The following is a 13,726-nucleotide window of genomic DNA, read 5'->3' on the forward strand; positions in this document are numbered from 1 at the left end:
ACGGCGAAAGGTTCACTCAGTGGCGGAACATCGGCATCGTGGCTCATCAAGGGGCAGCAGCGCCGATGGCGGGAACGCCATGACGGGAGCCTCCTTGGACAGCCCGGTCGGCTCTGCGGCGGTGCAAGCGCTCAGCCCGCTTCTCCGCAGCGACTACGCGGTTGGCGAGCAGGTCGACTGGTCGAACCTGACCCGCTCGTGGGGGACAGGATTCCCCTCGGATTACGTTGCCTTCATGTCGGCCTACGGAGCCGGCGGGATCAGCGACGCGTTCGAGGTTCTCCGTCCTGATGAGTTCTCTGCCGGGGATTCGGACGGCATGGCGGGCGAAACCGCGAACGCGCGTGCGGTGTGGCCATCCGAATACCGGCCGGTGGAGGGTTTCTCATCCCTGAAGAGTCCGGTCATCGCCTGGGGGGTGACCGCTGGAGCGGACGTGGTCTGTTGGCTGACGAGGGACGAGAGCCCTGATCGGTGGCCCGTTGTCGTGGTGGGTCGGGATGGATTCTCGCGGTGGGCATCGCACGAATGCGGCATGGCGGAGTTCTTGCGCCGTGTCTTTTCCGGAGAGCTGGAGGCCTGTCCGTTCAGCGATGCGACTCTCTGGGGTACAGGTGCGCAGAGGTTCGTGCACGGGAAGGAGGAGCGGCGTTTGCTGGAATCGGGAGTTGACCCGTGGACCGGGGGGCCCGATCCGCTGGCAGGGATCGGCTTCGATTGAGCGCACCCGGAGGAGCGTTTCGCGGAGTCGTCTGTGGGCGTGAGCCCACGGCCGGTAATCCGTCCGCCCGCCGATTCCGGGGCGCTGGCCGCGTTGGAGGCGCCGCTCGGTCCCGCCCTCCCGTGTTCAGTCAACGGCGGGCTGGTGGACGCGCGGGATGCCCAGATCCGGCAGGTCGAGGTGGAAGCCCTGCCCGCGACCGCTCATGGTGCCGTCGTAGGAGAGTTCGTCCAGACCGACGCCCAGGTGCCGCAACTCCTCGACGAGCATGCGGGCGGCCGTCGCGGCGTGCGCGGGCTCGTCCATGGCTTCGGGGAAACGGCGTTGCCAGACCGAGGAGGAGGACTCCCAGCCGCTGCGCGCCAGTCGGGCGGGGTCGGCCGCATCCGGATGGTGCACATGGCCGGTGGCCTCGATGACGAGACTCAGACCCTGGCTCCAGCACTGGACGAAGCGCCGGGGATCACCGGCGGATCCCAGGTGCAGGATGAACCTGCCGGGGAAGAACGGGGTGTCGTAATCGAGGGAACGCAGCGTTTCGGACAGGCGCTTCTCCACGTCTTCCCACGTGGTGCCGGTCGTGTGCGGCGCGGCGGACACGACCGGCAGACCGGCCGACGCGGCGGCACGCCAGCGGCCACGGGAGTAGCCGCGTCCGACGGCGTCCGTCTCCGCGTCGGGAGGCAGGAGTTCGAGGCTCACCTCGCCCTCGTCGTGCGTGTGCGCGAGAAAGCAGGCGCCGGGGCGCCGCCACAGCATCCACGGTCCGGAGCTGCCTCCCCACATCGTGGGCGGGCCCAGCTCCTCCTCCATGACCCACCAGGCGGCGCGCACCAGGCCGGCGGCGGTGCCTGTGTCCTCGGCGGGCAGGTCGACGACGCGAACGTTCAGTTTGCGCACCCGATCGGGTTCCGAGGCGTCGGAGATCACCGTGCCGTAGCCGCCCCAGGGCCCCTTCCGGGGGGCGAACCCGCGCCAGAGTTGGCCCACGATCTCCTTGGGCTCCCGGAGCTCCCAGCCCAGCGCCGAGGTGGCGTGCTCGAACTCCGACAGGCTCCACGAGCCGAAGTGGAGCGGGGCGGCCTCTCGCACCAGCTCGCGGAAGATGTCGGCGTCGAGCCAATTGCCCCGGGGGATCGTGTTCTCCATCCGGCAGAGGGTGGCGGTCCGGTGCTGACGGGGGCCCGGAGGGCCGATGTTGACGGAACGTTCCCGGGAGGAGAGGCTTGTCCCTCCGGAGGGATGAGGTGGAGCATGGAGGCGGACGCCTCGGAACTCGCGTTCGGGCAGAAGGTCCTGGAGGCCCAGCCCTTCAGTGTCCTGCTGGGCGCACGGCTGACGGCCTTCGGCGCCGGAGCGGCGGTCCTGGAGCTGGACGTACGCGACGAACTGCGCCAGCAGAACGGCTTCGTCCACGGCGGCGTCCTGAGCTACGCGGCCGACAACGCCCTCACCTTCGCGGCGGGGGCGGCCGTCGGTCCGGCCGTCCTGACCGCCGGCTTCACCATCGACTATCTGCGCCCGGCCCGGGGTGAGCTGCTGCGCGCACGGGCGCAGGTGGTCCGCCCCGGCCGTACCCGGGTCGTCTGCCGCTGCGATCTGCTGATGGTGGACGCCGCGGGGGAGGAAACCCTCTGCGCGGTGGCCCAGGGCACGATCGCCGTTTCCGGAACCGCCCCCGGAGCCGCGGGAAGCTGAGCTGATGTCCGCGCCACCGGGGGCTGGTCCGCCGCCGACTGCCCCGCGGCGGACGGGACTTCCGGGCATGGGTCGATCGGAGTGAGCACACCGAGGCGGTCTGCGACCTCCTGGGCGGAGGTCAGGCAGAGGTCTCCCGGAACGCGCGCCCAATGATCCGCACAGCGGGCGGCAGCCCGTCGGTCACGAGACGGTCGGCCACCGGCCTTCGACAAGGAGGGCCGCAAGGAACGCCACGCGGTGGAGTGCGGGGTCGGCCGGCTGAAACGACACCGCGCGGTAGCCACGAGATGCGACGAGTCGGCCGTGCGCCACGAGGCGACCGTGCTGGTCGCAGCCATCAACGAGTGGCTGTGACGCGTCCTCGGCACCAGCGCCAGGCGGACGAACGCACGTTCCGGAGCCAGGGCATCATAGGGCGATGAGCGAGAATCGAACCCCGACGGCAGTGTTGCTGCACGGCTGGCCGGTCACGTCCGACCACTGGCGGTACTTGGTTCCGGTCCTTGAGGCCGCCGGTATCACCGCGGTCCCGGTCACGCTTCCCGGGCTGGGCGCCGCTCCCGAATCCGGCGTGACCGACTTCCGCAAGGCGGCACTCGCCGAAGAGGTCCGGGCACGGCTGGCGCGGGAGGGCGTCACCCGCTTCGCCGCCATCGGCCACGACTGGGGTGCGACGGTCGGATACTGCATCGCGGCCCAGGCGCCGGAATCGGTCAGCGGGCTCGTGGTCGAGGAAGAGATCCTTCCCGGTGTCGACGTCGAGATTCCCGCAGCTGGCCGGGGCCACTATCCATCGTGGCACGGCCCTTTCAACCGGACGCCCGGCCTCGCGGAGAAGCTCGTGCCCGGCCGGGAAGCGGCGTACTACGGCACGTTCCTGGAACAGAGCGCCGGACCGAGCGGACTCAGCCCGGACACTCTTCATGCCTACATCAAGGCGTACAGCACTCCAGGCGTACTGGACGCCGGGCTGGCGTACTACCGCACCAGGTCAGCAGATGTCGACGACATCCGAGCGCTTGCCGCCCAGCCGATCTCCACGCCAGTCCTGGCAGTCGGAGGCGGACACGCGATGGGGACGGCTGTCGCGGCCGGACTGGCCACCCTCGCCAGCAGTGTCACCCCGCTCGTCCTCGAACGATCCGGCCACTACCCCGCGGAGCAGGAACCGGACAGCGTGAACCTCGCTATCGTGCAGTTCCTGCAACGGCACTCGTGATCCCTCGATGCCGCGTTTCCGCAGCGGACCTTGAGACGGTGGCAGGATACGAGGATGGCGACGAACACGCCCTGGTCGGGGCTGCACCATGACCTGCTGACGGCGAAGGCGTCGGTCTACGACCCCGGTGGCTTCGTCTGCTCGCGGCCGGTGCCCGAACCGGAGAGCGCCGACTACGCGGCGCACAGGTTCACGCTCGACGGGCGGTTGGCCGCGTTTCGTGCGGCGAGGACGACCCCGACCAAGGCCGGTCAGTTCGTCACCGTGTGGCAGCGCTCCGTCGAAGGCCCGATCCGCCCCTTCGACGCCGATGACGGCGTCGGCCTCTTCGTCATCGGCTGCCGCGACGAAGGCCGCGCCGGGCAGTTCGTGTTCCCGCTCGACGTGCTGTGCGAGCGCGGCGTCGTGTCCCGTAACGGCGTGGGCGGAAAGCGCGGCTTCCGCGTCTATCCGCCGGGTACGGTCACCACCAGCCGCCAGGCGCACGGCACCCAGGCGTGGCAGGTGAAGTACTACCTGGACATCGGGGAGGGCGGGCAGGGGCCCGTCGACCTGGCGCGCGCCACGTCTCTCTACCACCCGTAGCGCGCCATCGGTCCGGAAGCCTTCCGTCGGCGGTCATGGCGCGGAATGTGGGGCGAGGGGACTTTCTCCACCGGCACAGGGCGGTGTGTACGGGTTGCACCTGCCGTAGCGGCATGTGGTCCGGTGGACCCACGCCCCGGTCCCTGGAGAAAAGGTCCCTGCTCATGCATTCGTCCTTCCTGCCGCCCCGCCGGATCAAGATCGGTGACGTGGCGGCCTTCGCGGGCAGCACACCGCGGGCGATTCGCCACTACCACGAGATCGGCCTGCTCCCCGAGCCCGAGCGGGGCGGCGACGACCGCCGCCGCTACGGGTACGAGGACCTGATCCGCCTGCTGTGGATCCGCAGGACGGCCGACGACGGTGAGGACGAGGCCGATCCCGGTTCCGGAAGGCGGGAGGCTGACTCCATGAGCGCGTTGGACGCCATCGGCAAGATGCCCTACGACTTCTCCCCGGCGCGCCTGCGCTGTATGGAACTGGCCGAAGAACTCGCCGCCCACGACGTACCCGGTACGTAGAACACGGCCCGGCCGCCCGAGCGGCGGCCGACGACGGTCGCCTCGCGTGACACGGTGCCACTGTTCTGCGACGCGCCTCGGCCCTCGGCCCTCGGCCCGCTTCTGTTTCCGGCCGATGCCGGGGCGGGACCCGGTTCCTGCCCGGACAGCGGGACGCCCCACCGTGCGGGCATGCGGGCACGGTGGGGCGTAGCCGGAGCGATGACGCGGCGCCGGTCAGACGGTGGGGCCGAAGCCACCGGCCTTGACACCCGCCACGAAGGCGGCGAAGGCGGTGGCGGGGAAGCCGAGGGCGGGGCCGCCCGGGTTCTTGGAGTCGCGTACGGGGACGGTGCCGGTGGTGGACGCGGTGGTCGGGGCCCATTCGACGCAGGTGCCGCCGTTGTTGCTGTAGGAGGACTTGATCCACTGCTGGGTCGCGGTGCCGGTAGCCATCTGCGGGCCGCCCTTTCGTCGTTGTCCGGTCCTGGCTGCGGTCGGTGCTACAGCTCGCCCGACTTGATACCCGCGATGAAGGTGCTGAAGGCGGTGGCGGGGAAGCCGAGGGCGGGGCCGCCCGGGTTCTTGGAGTCGCGTACGGGGACGGTGCCGGTGGTGGACGCGGTGGTCGGGGCCCACTCGACGCAGGTGCCGCCGTTGTCGCTGTAGGAGGACTTGACCCACTGCTGGGTCGTGGATTCGCTCGTCACGGGGTGCCCTTTCGATGCTGGTGGATCATGTCCACAGTCTCTGCCTGCGACAGAGACACGGCCTGCAACTGATGGTAGGCCCTCACCACTGGGATGACGGAGCTGAGTTCGCGGTCGAGATGGCCCTGCGTCTCGGACTCGACGTAGGAGACGACGGACCGGTCCTGGAGCGTCAGCAGATTCACCGCTCGGTTGAAGGGCCGATGCTCGCCGATGCTGAACGGGGCGATCTGCAGCATGGTGTGGGACTGGGTGGCGAAGTCGACCAGATACTGCAACTGAGCGTCCATTACGGCAGGGCTGCCGATAGGCCGACGGATGCAGCTTTCGTCCAGCACTGCGATCAGCATCGGCGGCGCGGTGCGTAACAGTGCGCCCTGGCGCTCCATGAGCAACGAGACGCGCTGGTCAGCTTGTTCGGGGGTGATGACTCCTCGGCCGACTGCCCCGTTCGCCAGCGCCTGCGCGTACTCCCGGGTCTGGAGCAGCCCTGGGATGACGCCCACCTCGAACAGCCTGATCTCCGCCGCCCGGCCCTCCAACGCCACGTACTCCGGGAAGCCCTGCAACAGCACACCGTGCTTGATCTTGCGCCACTCGCGCTCGAACGAATCAGCGGTTCCCGTAAAGCTCATCGCCACGTCAACGGCGATCGCAAACTTGCGGGTTGGGGACTTGTGGCACAATTCCACGCCGGAAACATGTCGCCCCGTGTAGCCGATGCGCGCGCCGAGGTCGTCCTGTTTCCAGCCGCGCGCTTCGCGCTCCCTACGCAGCCGTGCTCCATAGGCCGCCTCCGGGCCCCCGTCAGGGTTCACTTCCTTGCGATTGACCAACGTATCCCCCAGTTTCGAAACGTTGAAGACCTCTCCACGCTAGGCCACGCTGGCTCTTCCCGGTAGTCGTTCGGCTACGGAGAGGAGCGAACGGTGTACGGCGAGAACGTCAGCTCGAATACGGAGCGATCCCCACGCGCCCCGGCCCTCGGGGCCCTCCTCGCGGACACCAGTCGCGGTGACCGCGTGGGGGAGTTCCAGGGCGTGGCCGGCCCCTACTGGTCCCTCCGGCCGGTCGGTGGCGGGCGCGAGTGGGAAGTCGAACCGCACTACGTACGGCCCGCGTTGCTCATGGAGCAGCTTCGGGCCCGCACCGCGCGGCTCAACGCCCGCAGCCGGGGAGAAGTGCTGTGAGGGCGGCTCCTCCGGGCGACGGCGGCCGGGAGCGTGCCGCGTGAGGAACCTGGTCTACGTCGCGGCCGTCACGATGACGGCAGGCGGCCGGGCTCTCCCGCTCGGCGCGGTCGCCCTGCCGAACCGCCGGCTCGTTCTGCGCTGGCTCCGGCGGCAAGCCCTGCGGCTGGCGGACGGGCACGGGCTCCATCCGGCCCCCGCCGCTCCGTGGCTCGGTGTGAGAGACGTCCGGCCGGTCACCTTCCACGGTTCCGACGCTCCCGAGGCGCTTCGGGCGTGGGCGGGTGGTCACGGCAGCCAGGACCACGCCATGAGCGCACTGGAGTCCGGGCTCCCCGCCCTGCTCACCGTGGTCGACCCCTTCGTGGGGCTGCGCGTCACCCTCGGCGGGTGGCCCGTTGATCTGTGGGGGTGGGCGACGGCAGCCTCGGCCAACTGCTCGTACCCGCCCCGTACGGATGGGGCCTGACCGTGCTGCAATGCACCGCCGTGACTCAAGTCCCGTACGCCGAAACGCTACTGGCGCTCGCCACCATGGAGGGCGGCCCCGAGCACCCGCCCGACGTCGTGGAGACGGAGGACTTCGTCCTGTGCGAGCTGGCCGACCACGACGAGTCGGCCGAGCACGCCGCGCACCTGTGGACGGCCGACGTGCCGGACGACCGGGACCTGTGGTTCCTCTGGGCGGGGACCGGCGCGCACCGTGTCCACCGGCTCGACACGTTCCGGCTGTGCCCCGCCGTGCTCCGTGAGCTGGCGACCCGCACGGTCACCACGTGCGCGTACTTCGACCGCCACCCCGGGCCGCACTCCTTCTCCGTGACCGACCCGCTGGGCGACCTCATCGCCGAACACGTCCACAGCGAGGTCCGGCGGTTCGTGGCTGAAGGGGAAGCCCCAGGCAAAGGCGCCCCTGACGCTCCTGACACTTCCGACGCTCCCGACCCTTCCGATGCTCCCGACACCGACGCGACCTGATGGCGACCGGAGGCCCCCGCCCCATGAACGAGTGCACTGCCGTGGCCCTGTTGCCGCCCCCGGAGATCCTGATCCGCCTGGCGGCCCCCGGCAGCCTTCCCGAGGCGGGGCACGTCCTCTGCGAGCTCGCCGACGGCCACGAGAACGACCACGCGATGGTGCTGTGGGAGGACGACGCGAACCGCGTGGCCGTCTGGGCCCGGTGGAGCGAGGGCCGGGCGACGCTGGCGGAGCTGCCCTGGTGCGGAACGCTCGACGCCCGGGGCGAGGACGCGTGCGGGCTGTTCGCCGGGCACCCCTCCGCCCACGCCTGGGACATCGTCGATCCGACGCTCGCGGCGGTGGACGCCGAACTGGCACGGGAGCACCCCCATCTCGCACCACGTGACGGCGTGTGATTCCCCGTCGCGGCGGCTCTGTGTCGGAAGGATGGCGCGCATGCCAGAACACCCCCAAAGCGATACGAGCGACAGGAGCGGCAGGTCCGACGCATCCGGCCGGTCGCGGTGGCGGCTCCTCCCGATGACCGGACGAGACCCCGAGGAGGACGGCCGGGCCTTCTCACTGCTGGAGCTCCTGTTCGACCTGACCTTCGTCGTCGCGGTCGGTACGGCGTCGTCACAGTTCGCCGAGCGCCTGCCGGGGGCACTTGGGGCAAGCGGTCACCGCGTTCGTCATGGCGATGTTCGCGATCAACGTCGCCTGGATCAGCTTCAGCTGGTTCGCCTCGGCCTTCGCCACCGACGACTGGCTCTACCGGGTCCTGACGATGTTCCAGATGATCGGGGCCGTCGTCTTCTCGCTCGGCCTCCCGGCGGCCGCGGCTGCCTCTTAGGCTACGGCCACACCCCGTTGTTCATCGGCGTGGCCGGAGCCGGGGCCGGACTGCATGTGGCGGGCCTCTACCTGGAACACCACACGGAGATCCCCAAGGCGACGGTCGTCCTCGCCCTGGCCCTCCCGGTGGCCCTCTATCTCCTGGTGGTCTACCTGCTGCACACCCTGCTGCTCTCGGCCGCCGATCGCTTCCACCTGCTCCTGACCGCTCTGACCCCGGCGGTCCTGCTGGCCGGGTTCCTGCTGGCCGTGGCGGCAGCGCCGCTGGCGGTATGCCTGATCGTCGTGATGCTCGCGCCCTTCGTGACCGTGATCGGTTACGAGACGCTCGGGCGCGAGCATCAGCGGCGCATGCTGGAGGGGATCGGGGCGGGGTAGAGCCCGATCACGCCGTCAGGGTCTGAGGACGAGACCGGCCCCGGCGACAGTCGCCCTGACCTCAGACCGAGAACCGTTCCCGCTTCAGCAGCGGCCGCACCCGGGTCCGGAAACCCCCCGTGCGGAAGGGGCGTTGCAGCAGACCAGGGCGCAGTTCCTGGGCGAGGGCGGCGGCGATCATGCCCTGGTCCAGGGCGAGCATGAAGTCGCTGACCCGGCCCGTGGACACGTTCACCGAGTCCCGGAAGCCGAGCCCGTCCTCGTACGCGCCGAAGTCCCGCTCCAGCGAACGAAGGTTGGCCACCGCCTCCCGGCGGGCGTACGGCAGGGCCAGGAAGGAGGCGTGCGGGGTGACCACGCCGTTGGTGAACGCCGAGGGCGGGGGCAGGGGTTCGCCGTCCGTGGTGTGGGTGCGGTCGGTGTTGGAGGCGTAGCCGTCGACCGCCATGCCGAGCGCGTCGACGCCGTACTCCTGGTAGCCGTCCTCGGGGACGTTGGCGGGGGAGAAGCCCCAGTAGCCGTACTCCGCCTCCCGCAGGCCGTGGTCGATCTGGCCCCGTACGTAACGCTGATGCGTCACACCCCACGCGCGCGGCGACCACTCCGGCTCCGGCACGAACAGCGGCACCATCAGCGCCTCGAACATCGAGCCGCCCCAGGTGGGGACCACCTTCCGGCCGCGGTGCGTATAGTGGCCGTTCCATACGCGTACGCCGTCGACCGTGACGTACGTGCCACCCGGCTTCTGCTCCTGCTCGTGCTCCGGCAGCATCGTGCGCAGTAGGTGCCAGTAGTGGTCGCCGGGCAGTGAACCGTCCGCGATGCCCAGGTAACTCGCCATGCGCGGCTCGGTGTTGAGCGCGCCGTAGTGGTGCGGGGTCGGCTCCTCCGTGTCCGTCCAGACGCCGCCGCGCAGCTGGCCGGGGCCCGCCACCGGGTCGGCCGGGTCGTACGGCGTGTAGAAGTACGACCAGTCGGCCGTGGCCAGGATGCGGTGGATGCGGGGGCGCAGTACCGGGGCCGTGTCGGCGGCGATGCGCAGGCCCGTCACCAGCCAGGCGTTGTCCACCGAGGACAGGAACGGACGCACCGGGTCGCCCGTGCCCGGCCACTGTGTGAGCACCGAACCATCATGCGCGTCATACCAGTTGAGCCAGAAGCCGTGATGGCGCTCCAGCTTCTCGACCGCCGTGACCGTACGGGTCAGGGACCGGAGCATCGCACCCTCGCCGATCACGCCCAGACCTGCCGCCGCCACCGTCGACCACAGGCCGCAGCCGATGTTGGTCGGGGAGGTCTGGGCCGATTGGGCGGGGGCTCCGGGGCCGCTGAGGTCGATCTTGTCGGTGACCAGACCGAAGTCGGTCGTCATCGCCTCGATCGAGCGGTACGTGTCGGCGAACCAGTGCTTCAGAAGGCGGGGGGCGGCCGGGGGTGCTGCTGTTGCGGGGGTGGTTACGGCTCCCAGCGACAGGGCCGCGGCCCCGGTCCCTGCGGCGGTGAGAAACGTGCGACGGTCCATGGTCCGGCTCCTGGGGCAGAAGGGGGAGGGGGATGAGTCGTGATCTCGGTCGTGCGAGGTGAAGCGAGGTGGTGCGGCGTGGGGAGTGGTGCTGGTGCTGTCCGGGCGGCCCGGGAGCCGGCGGTCGTCAGGTTTCGCCGGCTCCCGAGCCGGAGGGAGCCGTCAGGTGGCTCCCCGTATCAGGGGTGTCCCCCGGGTATGGGGAGACGCATGAACTACGCTGCCGTGCGCGGGAATTCGCGAGTGAGGCCCAGCGAGCCCAGCCACTTCGCCGAGTCGCGCGGGGTGCGCTCGAAGGTCTCCCAGTCGATCGCGATCAGGCCGAACGTGGCCTTGTACGTGCCCCACTCGTAGTTGTCCAGCGCGCTCCACGCCAGGTAGCCCCGGATGTCGAGGCCGTCCTCCAGCGCCGAGGCGACCTCGCTCAAAGCGCCCGTGTAGTAGTCGACCCGGCGGCTGTCGTCGGCGGTCGCGATGCCGTTCTCCGTGACGATCAGCGGCACGTCTCCGACCACCTCGGCCGTGTGGCGCACCGCCTCACCGACCGCGCCCGGGTAGTACTCCCACGTCGTCAGCGTCCGCTCGACGTCGTCCACCGCCGGGATCGGACCGTCCGGACCGATCCGCGTACGGGTGTAGGACTGCACGCCGATCCAGTCGTCGCCGCGCGCCGCCTCGATGAACACGTCCTCGCGCGGGTGGCGGTAGGCGGCGGTGACGTCCTCCGCTCCGGGGAGGGCCTGGTAGACCTGGTTGGCGATGGTCCAGCCGACCTGGATGCCCGCGTCCAGGGCCCGGACCTCCTTCACCGCCGCGTGGTGGGCGGCGATGACGGCCGCGGTCGTCTCGTCGTCGGGGGTGGGCAGGCCGGCGGGCGGGAAGCTGTTGTCGCCGCGCTTGGCCTGGCCCGCCATCACGGCGATCATGTTCGGCTCGTTGATCGTGCAGACGTGGCTCACGCCCTCGGAGATCACCGGGGCGCAGGCCGCCACGTACCGCGCGAACAGCTCCACCGCGCCCTCGGCCGTCCAGCCGCCGCGCGCCTCGAACCACTGCGGGACGGTGAAGTGGTGCAGGGTCACCATCGGGCGCAGGCCGCGCTCGATCGCGCCCTCCACCATCCTCCGGTAGTGGGCGAGTTCGGCGCGGGAGAAGTGGCCCTCGACCGGCTCGATGCGGGCCCACTCGATGGAGAAGCGGTAGTCGGTGAAGCCGAGCGAGGCCAGCAGGTCCATGTCCTCGGGCCAGCGGTGGTAGCTGTCGCAGGCGTCCAGGCTCGGCTCCGCGATGTGGGTGCCGACGGTGTGCTCCTTGACCCACCAGTCGCTGTTGGAGTTGTTGCCCTCGATCTGATGGGCGGCCGTGGAGGCGCCCCAGAGGAAGCCCTCGGGGAACGGAACGGAGTTCGGCTGGTTCGGGGCAGGGGGGTGCGTCATCGCGACTTGTCCTTCTGGTGGTGGTGAGGGGTGTGGCCGCCGTCTGCTACGGGGTGGGGTCGGCGGCCTCGTTGTGTGAAGTCGGGCGGCCCTGCGGCTACTTCATGCCCGCCGTGGCGATGCCCTGGGTGAAGTGCCGTTGCAGGGCGATGAAGACGACCAGCACCGGCAGCACGATCAGGAAGGCCCCGGCCATCAGCATGCCGTTGGAGCCGCCGGCCTTGTTGGGGTCGGTGGCGAAGGTCGCCAGGGCGACCGGAAGGGTGTACTTGTCGGGGTCGTTGGTCGCGATCAGCGGCCAGACGAAGTTGTTCCAGGAGCCCAGGAACGTGAAGATCGACAAGGTCGCGAGGGCGGGCTTCACCAGCGGCATCACAATCCGCCAGAAGATGTACCACTCGCTCGCGCCGTCCATCCGGGCCGCTTCCAGGAGCTCGTCCGGGATCGACTGCATGAACTGCCGCATCAGGAAGACCCCGAAGGCCCCGGCGGCGAACGGCAGCACCAGACCCGCGTAACTGTCGATCAGCTGGAGCTTGCTCATCAGCACGAACAGCGGCAGCAGCATCAGGTTGCCGGGCACCATCAGCGCACCGAGCACCAGGCCGAAGATCTTGTTGCGGCCGACGAAGTTCAGCTTGGCCAGGGCGTAGCCGAGCATCGAGCAGAAGACCAGGTTCGAGACGGTCACCAGTACCGCCACGATCACCGAGTTCATGAAGTACAGCGGCAGGTCCAGCTTGTCGAGCAGCTGCCGGAAGTTCTCCAGGGTCCACTCGGTGGGGATCCACACGGGCGGGCTGGCCGACAGCTCGCTCTGCGTCTTGAAGGCGGAGAGCCCCATCCAGAGGAAGGGCGCCGACATGACCAGCAGGCCGAGCGAGAGCAGGACGTAGACCAGCGGGCGTGCGGTGCTCCGCTTTCCGGGAGGCCGCTTGTCCAGGGCCTTGACCGGGGCGTTGCTGCTGGTGGCGCTCATTTCGTGTTGTCCTTCAGCAGTCGGAGCTGGAGCACCGTGATGCCCATGATCACCACGAAGAGGACGTACGCCATGGCGCTCGCGTAGCCCATGTGGAAGAAGTTGAACCCTTCGCGGTACATGTTCAGCGAGACCGTGAGGGTTGAGTCGGACGGGCCGCCCTGGGTCATCACGAACGGCTCCTCGAACACGTTGAGGTAGCCGATCGTCGTGATCACCGAGGCGTAGAGGAGGGTCGGCCGCAGGAGCGGGACCGTGATGGACCGGAACTCCTGCCAGACGCTCGCGCCGTCGAGCTTCGCCGCCTCGCGCACCTCGGTGGGGATCGCCTGGAGGCCCGCGATGAACAGCACCATCACCGTGCCGACGTTCCGCCAGACCGCCATCACGATCAGCGACGGCATCGCCAGCGTCTCGGAGCCGAGGAAGTCCGGTGCCGTCCAGCCCGCTTCGGAGAAGAGGCCGGCGATCAGCCCGTCGCTCGGATCGAGAACGAACCGCCAGACGACGGCGACCGCGACGATGGTGGTGACCACCGGGGCGTAGAAGCCGACCCGGAAGAAGGTCCGTGCCCGGTCGATGCCGTTGGTGAGCAGGACGGCCACGACCAGCCCGGTCCCGATGGTCAGCGGCACGCCGACGACCACGAAGTACCCGGTGTTGAAGAGGGACTTGAGGAACTTCTCGTCGCCGAAGAGGTTGACGTAGTTCTCGAACCCGATGAAGTTCGCTTCCCATGGGCGCGTTACGTTCCGCAGCCCGAAGTCCGTGAAGCTCATCACCAGCGTGGCGAGGATCGGGAACGCCATGAAGACGGTGAACAGGACGAGGAACGGGGTGGAGAACAGCCAGCCCGCCGCGTTCTGCACGCCCATCGACGGCTTGCGGCCTCGGCTGCCCGTGGGGGCGGGGGACGGTGCGTCCCCGGCCTCCCCGGGCCGTGCGGCCTTCTCGGTCGTGGTGCTCATGG

Annotated in this window: 18 protein-coding genes and 1 pseudogene; 11 read left to right on the plus strand and 8 right to left on the minus strand. The window is 69.7% G+C overall.

The features are described 5' to 3' along the window. The first annotated feature begins 94 nt into the window (after positions 1–94). Positions 95–721, plus strand: a complete 627-nt coding sequence (locus tag B9S58_RS06275; protein ID WP_181009205.1) for an SMI1/KNR4 family protein — start codon at positions 95–97, stop codon at positions 719–721. A 126-nt stretch (positions 722–847) separates the two neighbouring features. Here B9S58_RS06275 and B9S58_RS06280 read toward each other — a convergent pair whose 3' ends face one another. Continuing rightward, entirely contained in the window at positions 848–1,870 is a 1,023-nt protein-coding gene (locus B9S58_RS06280; RefSeq protein WP_103531128.1) for a hypothetical protein, read from the minus strand. A 105-nt stretch (positions 1,871–1,975) separates the two neighbouring features. On the opposite strand from B9S58_RS06280, the gene B9S58_RS06285 reads away from it, so the two are divergent. From B9S58_RS06285 to B9S58_RS40145, 4 genes and pseudogenes are all read left to right on the plus strand, one after another. Continuing rightward, the gene (locus B9S58_RS06285) at positions 1,976–2,419 is read left to right on the plus strand and encodes a PaaI family thioesterase (RefSeq protein ID WP_103531129.1); all 444 of its coding nucleotides are present in this window, start codon (positions 1,976–1,978) and stop codon (positions 2,417–2,419) included. A 421-nt stretch (positions 2,420–2,840) separates the two neighbouring features. Continuing rightward, on the plus strand, positions 2,841–3,641 hold the full coding sequence (locus B9S58_RS06295; protein WP_103531130.1) for an alpha/beta fold hydrolase: 801 nt from the start codon (positions 2,841–2,843) through the stop codon (positions 3,639–3,641). A gap of 54 nt (positions 3,642–3,695) precedes the next feature. After that, positions 3,696–4,226 carry a MepB family protein gene (locus B9S58_RS06300; RefSeq protein WP_103531131.1) on the plus strand — a complete coding sequence of 177 codons (531 nt, stop codon included), beginning with the start codon at positions 3,696–3,698 and terminating at the stop codon, positions 4,224–4,226. A gap of 164 nt (positions 4,227–4,390) precedes the next feature. Further along, a pseudogene (locus tag B9S58_RS40145) lies at positions 4,391–4,591 on the plus strand (MerR family transcriptional regulator); the annotation flags it as partial. 372 nt (positions 4,592–4,963) lie between these two features. Here B9S58_RS40145 and B9S58_RS06310 read toward each other — a convergent pair. From B9S58_RS06310 to B9S58_RS06320, 3 genes are read right to left on the minus strand one after another with little or no spacing between them, the layout of a single operon-like run. Then, the gene (locus B9S58_RS06310) at positions 4,964–5,182 is read right to left on the minus strand and encodes a DUF397 domain-containing protein (protein ID WP_103531133.1); all 219 of its coding nucleotides are present in this window, start codon (positions 5,180–5,182) and stop codon (positions 4,964–4,966) included. A 47-nt stretch (positions 5,183–5,229) separates the two neighbouring features. Next, positions 5,230–5,436: a DUF397 domain-containing protein gene (locus B9S58_RS06315; RefSeq protein ID WP_103531134.1), complete on the minus strand. Its 207-nt coding sequence runs from the start codon at positions 5,434–5,436 to the stop codon at positions 5,230–5,232. Next, on the minus strand, positions 5,433–6,272 hold the full coding sequence (locus B9S58_RS06320) for a DUF5753 domain-containing protein (protein ID WP_103531135.1): 840 nt from the start codon (positions 6,270–6,272) through the stop codon (positions 5,433–5,435). Before B9S58_RS06320 ends, B9S58_RS06315 begins: the two co-directional genes overlap by 4 nt. 93 nt (positions 6,273–6,365) lie before the next feature. On the opposite strand from B9S58_RS06320, the gene B9S58_RS06325 reads away from it, so the two are divergent. The 6 genes from B9S58_RS06325 to B9S58_RS38770 all read left to right on the plus strand — a co-directional run bounded on the left by B9S58_RS06325 (position 6,366) and on the right by B9S58_RS38770 (position 8,819). Further along, a complete protein-coding gene (locus B9S58_RS06325; protein WP_103531136.1) occupies positions 6,366–6,626 on the plus strand; it encodes a hypothetical protein in 261 nt (86 codons plus the stop codon). Between the two features lie 73 nt (positions 6,627–6,699). Beyond that, entirely contained in the window at positions 6,700–7,095 is a 396-nt protein-coding gene (locus B9S58_RS06330; RefSeq protein WP_258044205.1) for a hypothetical protein, read from the plus strand. A gap of 2 nt (positions 7,096–7,097) precedes the next feature. Then, positions 7,098–7,604, plus strand: coding sequence for a hypothetical protein (locus B9S58_RS06335; RefSeq protein ID WP_103531180.1), 507 nt, complete (start codon positions 7,098–7,100; stop codon positions 7,602–7,604). Positions 7,605–7,627: 23 nt separating this feature from the next. Beyond that, a complete protein-coding gene (locus B9S58_RS06340; RefSeq protein ID WP_103531138.1) occupies positions 7,628–8,002 on the plus strand; it encodes a hypothetical protein in 375 nt (124 codons plus the stop codon). Positions 8,003–8,280: 278 nt separating this feature from the next. Then, the gene (locus B9S58_RS38765; protein WP_258044201.1) at positions 8,281–8,439 is read left to right on the plus strand and encodes a low temperature requirement protein A; all 159 of its coding nucleotides are present in this window, start codon (positions 8,281–8,283) and stop codon (positions 8,437–8,439) included. Positions 8,440–8,456: 17 nt separating this feature from the next. After that, positions 8,457–8,819, plus strand: a complete 363-nt coding sequence (locus B9S58_RS38770; RefSeq protein ID WP_258044202.1) for a low temperature requirement protein A — start codon at positions 8,457–8,459, stop codon at positions 8,817–8,819. Between the two features lie 61 nt (positions 8,820–8,880). Here B9S58_RS38770 and B9S58_RS06350 read toward each other — a convergent pair whose 3' ends face one another. The 4 genes from B9S58_RS06350 to B9S58_RS06365 all read right to left on the minus strand — a co-directional run bounded on the left by B9S58_RS06350 (position 8,881) and on the right by B9S58_RS06365 (position 13,724). Further along, the gene (locus B9S58_RS06350) at positions 8,881–10,341 is read right to left on the minus strand and encodes a glucoamylase family protein (protein ID WP_103531139.1); all 1,461 of its coding nucleotides are present in this window, start codon (positions 10,339–10,341) and stop codon (positions 8,881–8,883) included. A gap of 215 nt (positions 10,342–10,556) precedes the next feature. Next, complete coding sequence (locus B9S58_RS06355) at positions 10,557–11,777, minus strand: glycoside hydrolase family 1 protein (protein WP_103531140.1); 1,221 nt, start codon at positions 11,775–11,777, stop codon at positions 10,557–10,559. Between the two features lie 97 nt (positions 11,778–11,874). After that, positions 11,875–12,756, minus strand: a complete 882-nt coding sequence (locus tag B9S58_RS06360; RefSeq protein ID WP_103531141.1) for a carbohydrate ABC transporter permease — start codon at positions 12,754–12,756, stop codon at positions 11,875–11,877. Further along, a complete protein-coding gene (locus B9S58_RS06365; protein WP_103531142.1) occupies positions 12,753–13,724 on the minus strand; it encodes a carbohydrate ABC transporter permease in 972 nt (323 codons plus the stop codon). Before B9S58_RS06365 ends, B9S58_RS06360 begins: the two co-directional genes overlap by 4 nt. Positions 13,725–13,726 lie beyond the last annotated feature (2 nt).

Source organism: Streptomyces sp. SM11 (assembly GCF_002910905.1).
In the GTDB taxonomy this organism is placed as follows: domain Bacteria; phylum Actinomycetota; class Actinomycetes; order Streptomycetales; family Streptomycetaceae; genus Streptomyces.

What these genes read in the sequence shown, in the direction of transcription:
- B9S58_RS06350 (WP_103531139.1), bottom strand. Translation starts at nt 10,341, where the DNA reads ATGGACCGTCGCACGTTTCTCACCGCCGCAGGGACCGGGGCCGCGGCC.
- B9S58_RS38765 (WP_258044201.1), top strand. Translation starts at nt 8,281, where the DNA reads ATGGCGATGTTCGCGATCAACGTCGCCTGGATCAGCTTCAGCTGGTTC.
- B9S58_RS06280 (WP_103531128.1), bottom strand. Translation starts at nt 1,870, where the DNA reads ATGGAGAACACGATCCCCCGGGGCAATTGGCTCGACGCCGACATCTTC.
- B9S58_RS06295 (WP_103531130.1), top strand. Translation starts at nt 2,841, where the DNA reads ATGAGCGAGAATCGAACCCCGACGGCAGTGTTGCTGCACGGCTGGCCG.
- B9S58_RS06360 (WP_103531141.1), bottom strand. Translation starts at nt 12,756, where the DNA reads ATGAGCGCCACCAGCAGCAACGCCCCGGTCAAGGCCCTGGACAAGCGG.
- B9S58_RS06365 (WP_103531142.1), bottom strand. Translation starts at nt 13,724, where the DNA reads ATGAGCACCACGACCGAGAAGGCCGCACGGCCCGGGGAGGCCGGGGAC.
- B9S58_RS06300 (WP_103531131.1), top strand. Translation starts at nt 3,696, where the DNA reads ATGGCGACGAACACGCCCTGGTCGGGGCTGCACCATGACCTGCTGACG.
- B9S58_RS06285 (WP_103531129.1), top strand. Translation starts at nt 1,976, where the DNA reads ATGGAGGCGGACGCCTCGGAACTCGCGTTCGGGCAGAAGGTCCTGGAG.
- B9S58_RS06310 (WP_103531133.1), bottom strand. Translation starts at nt 5,182, where the DNA reads ATGGCTACCGGCACCGCGACCCAGCAGTGGATCAAGTCCTCCTACAGC.
- B9S58_RS06340 (WP_103531138.1), top strand. Translation starts at nt 7,628, where the DNA reads ATGAACGAGTGCACTGCCGTGGCCCTGTTGCCGCCCCCGGAGATCCTG.
- B9S58_RS06330 (WP_258044205.1), top strand. Translation starts at nt 6,700, where the DNA reads ATGACGGCAGGCGGCCGGGCTCTCCCGCTCGGCGCGGTCGCCCTGCCG.
- B9S58_RS06355 (WP_103531140.1), bottom strand. Translation starts at nt 11,777, where the DNA reads ATGACGCACCCCCCTGCCCCGAACCAGCCGAACTCCGTTCCGTTCCCC.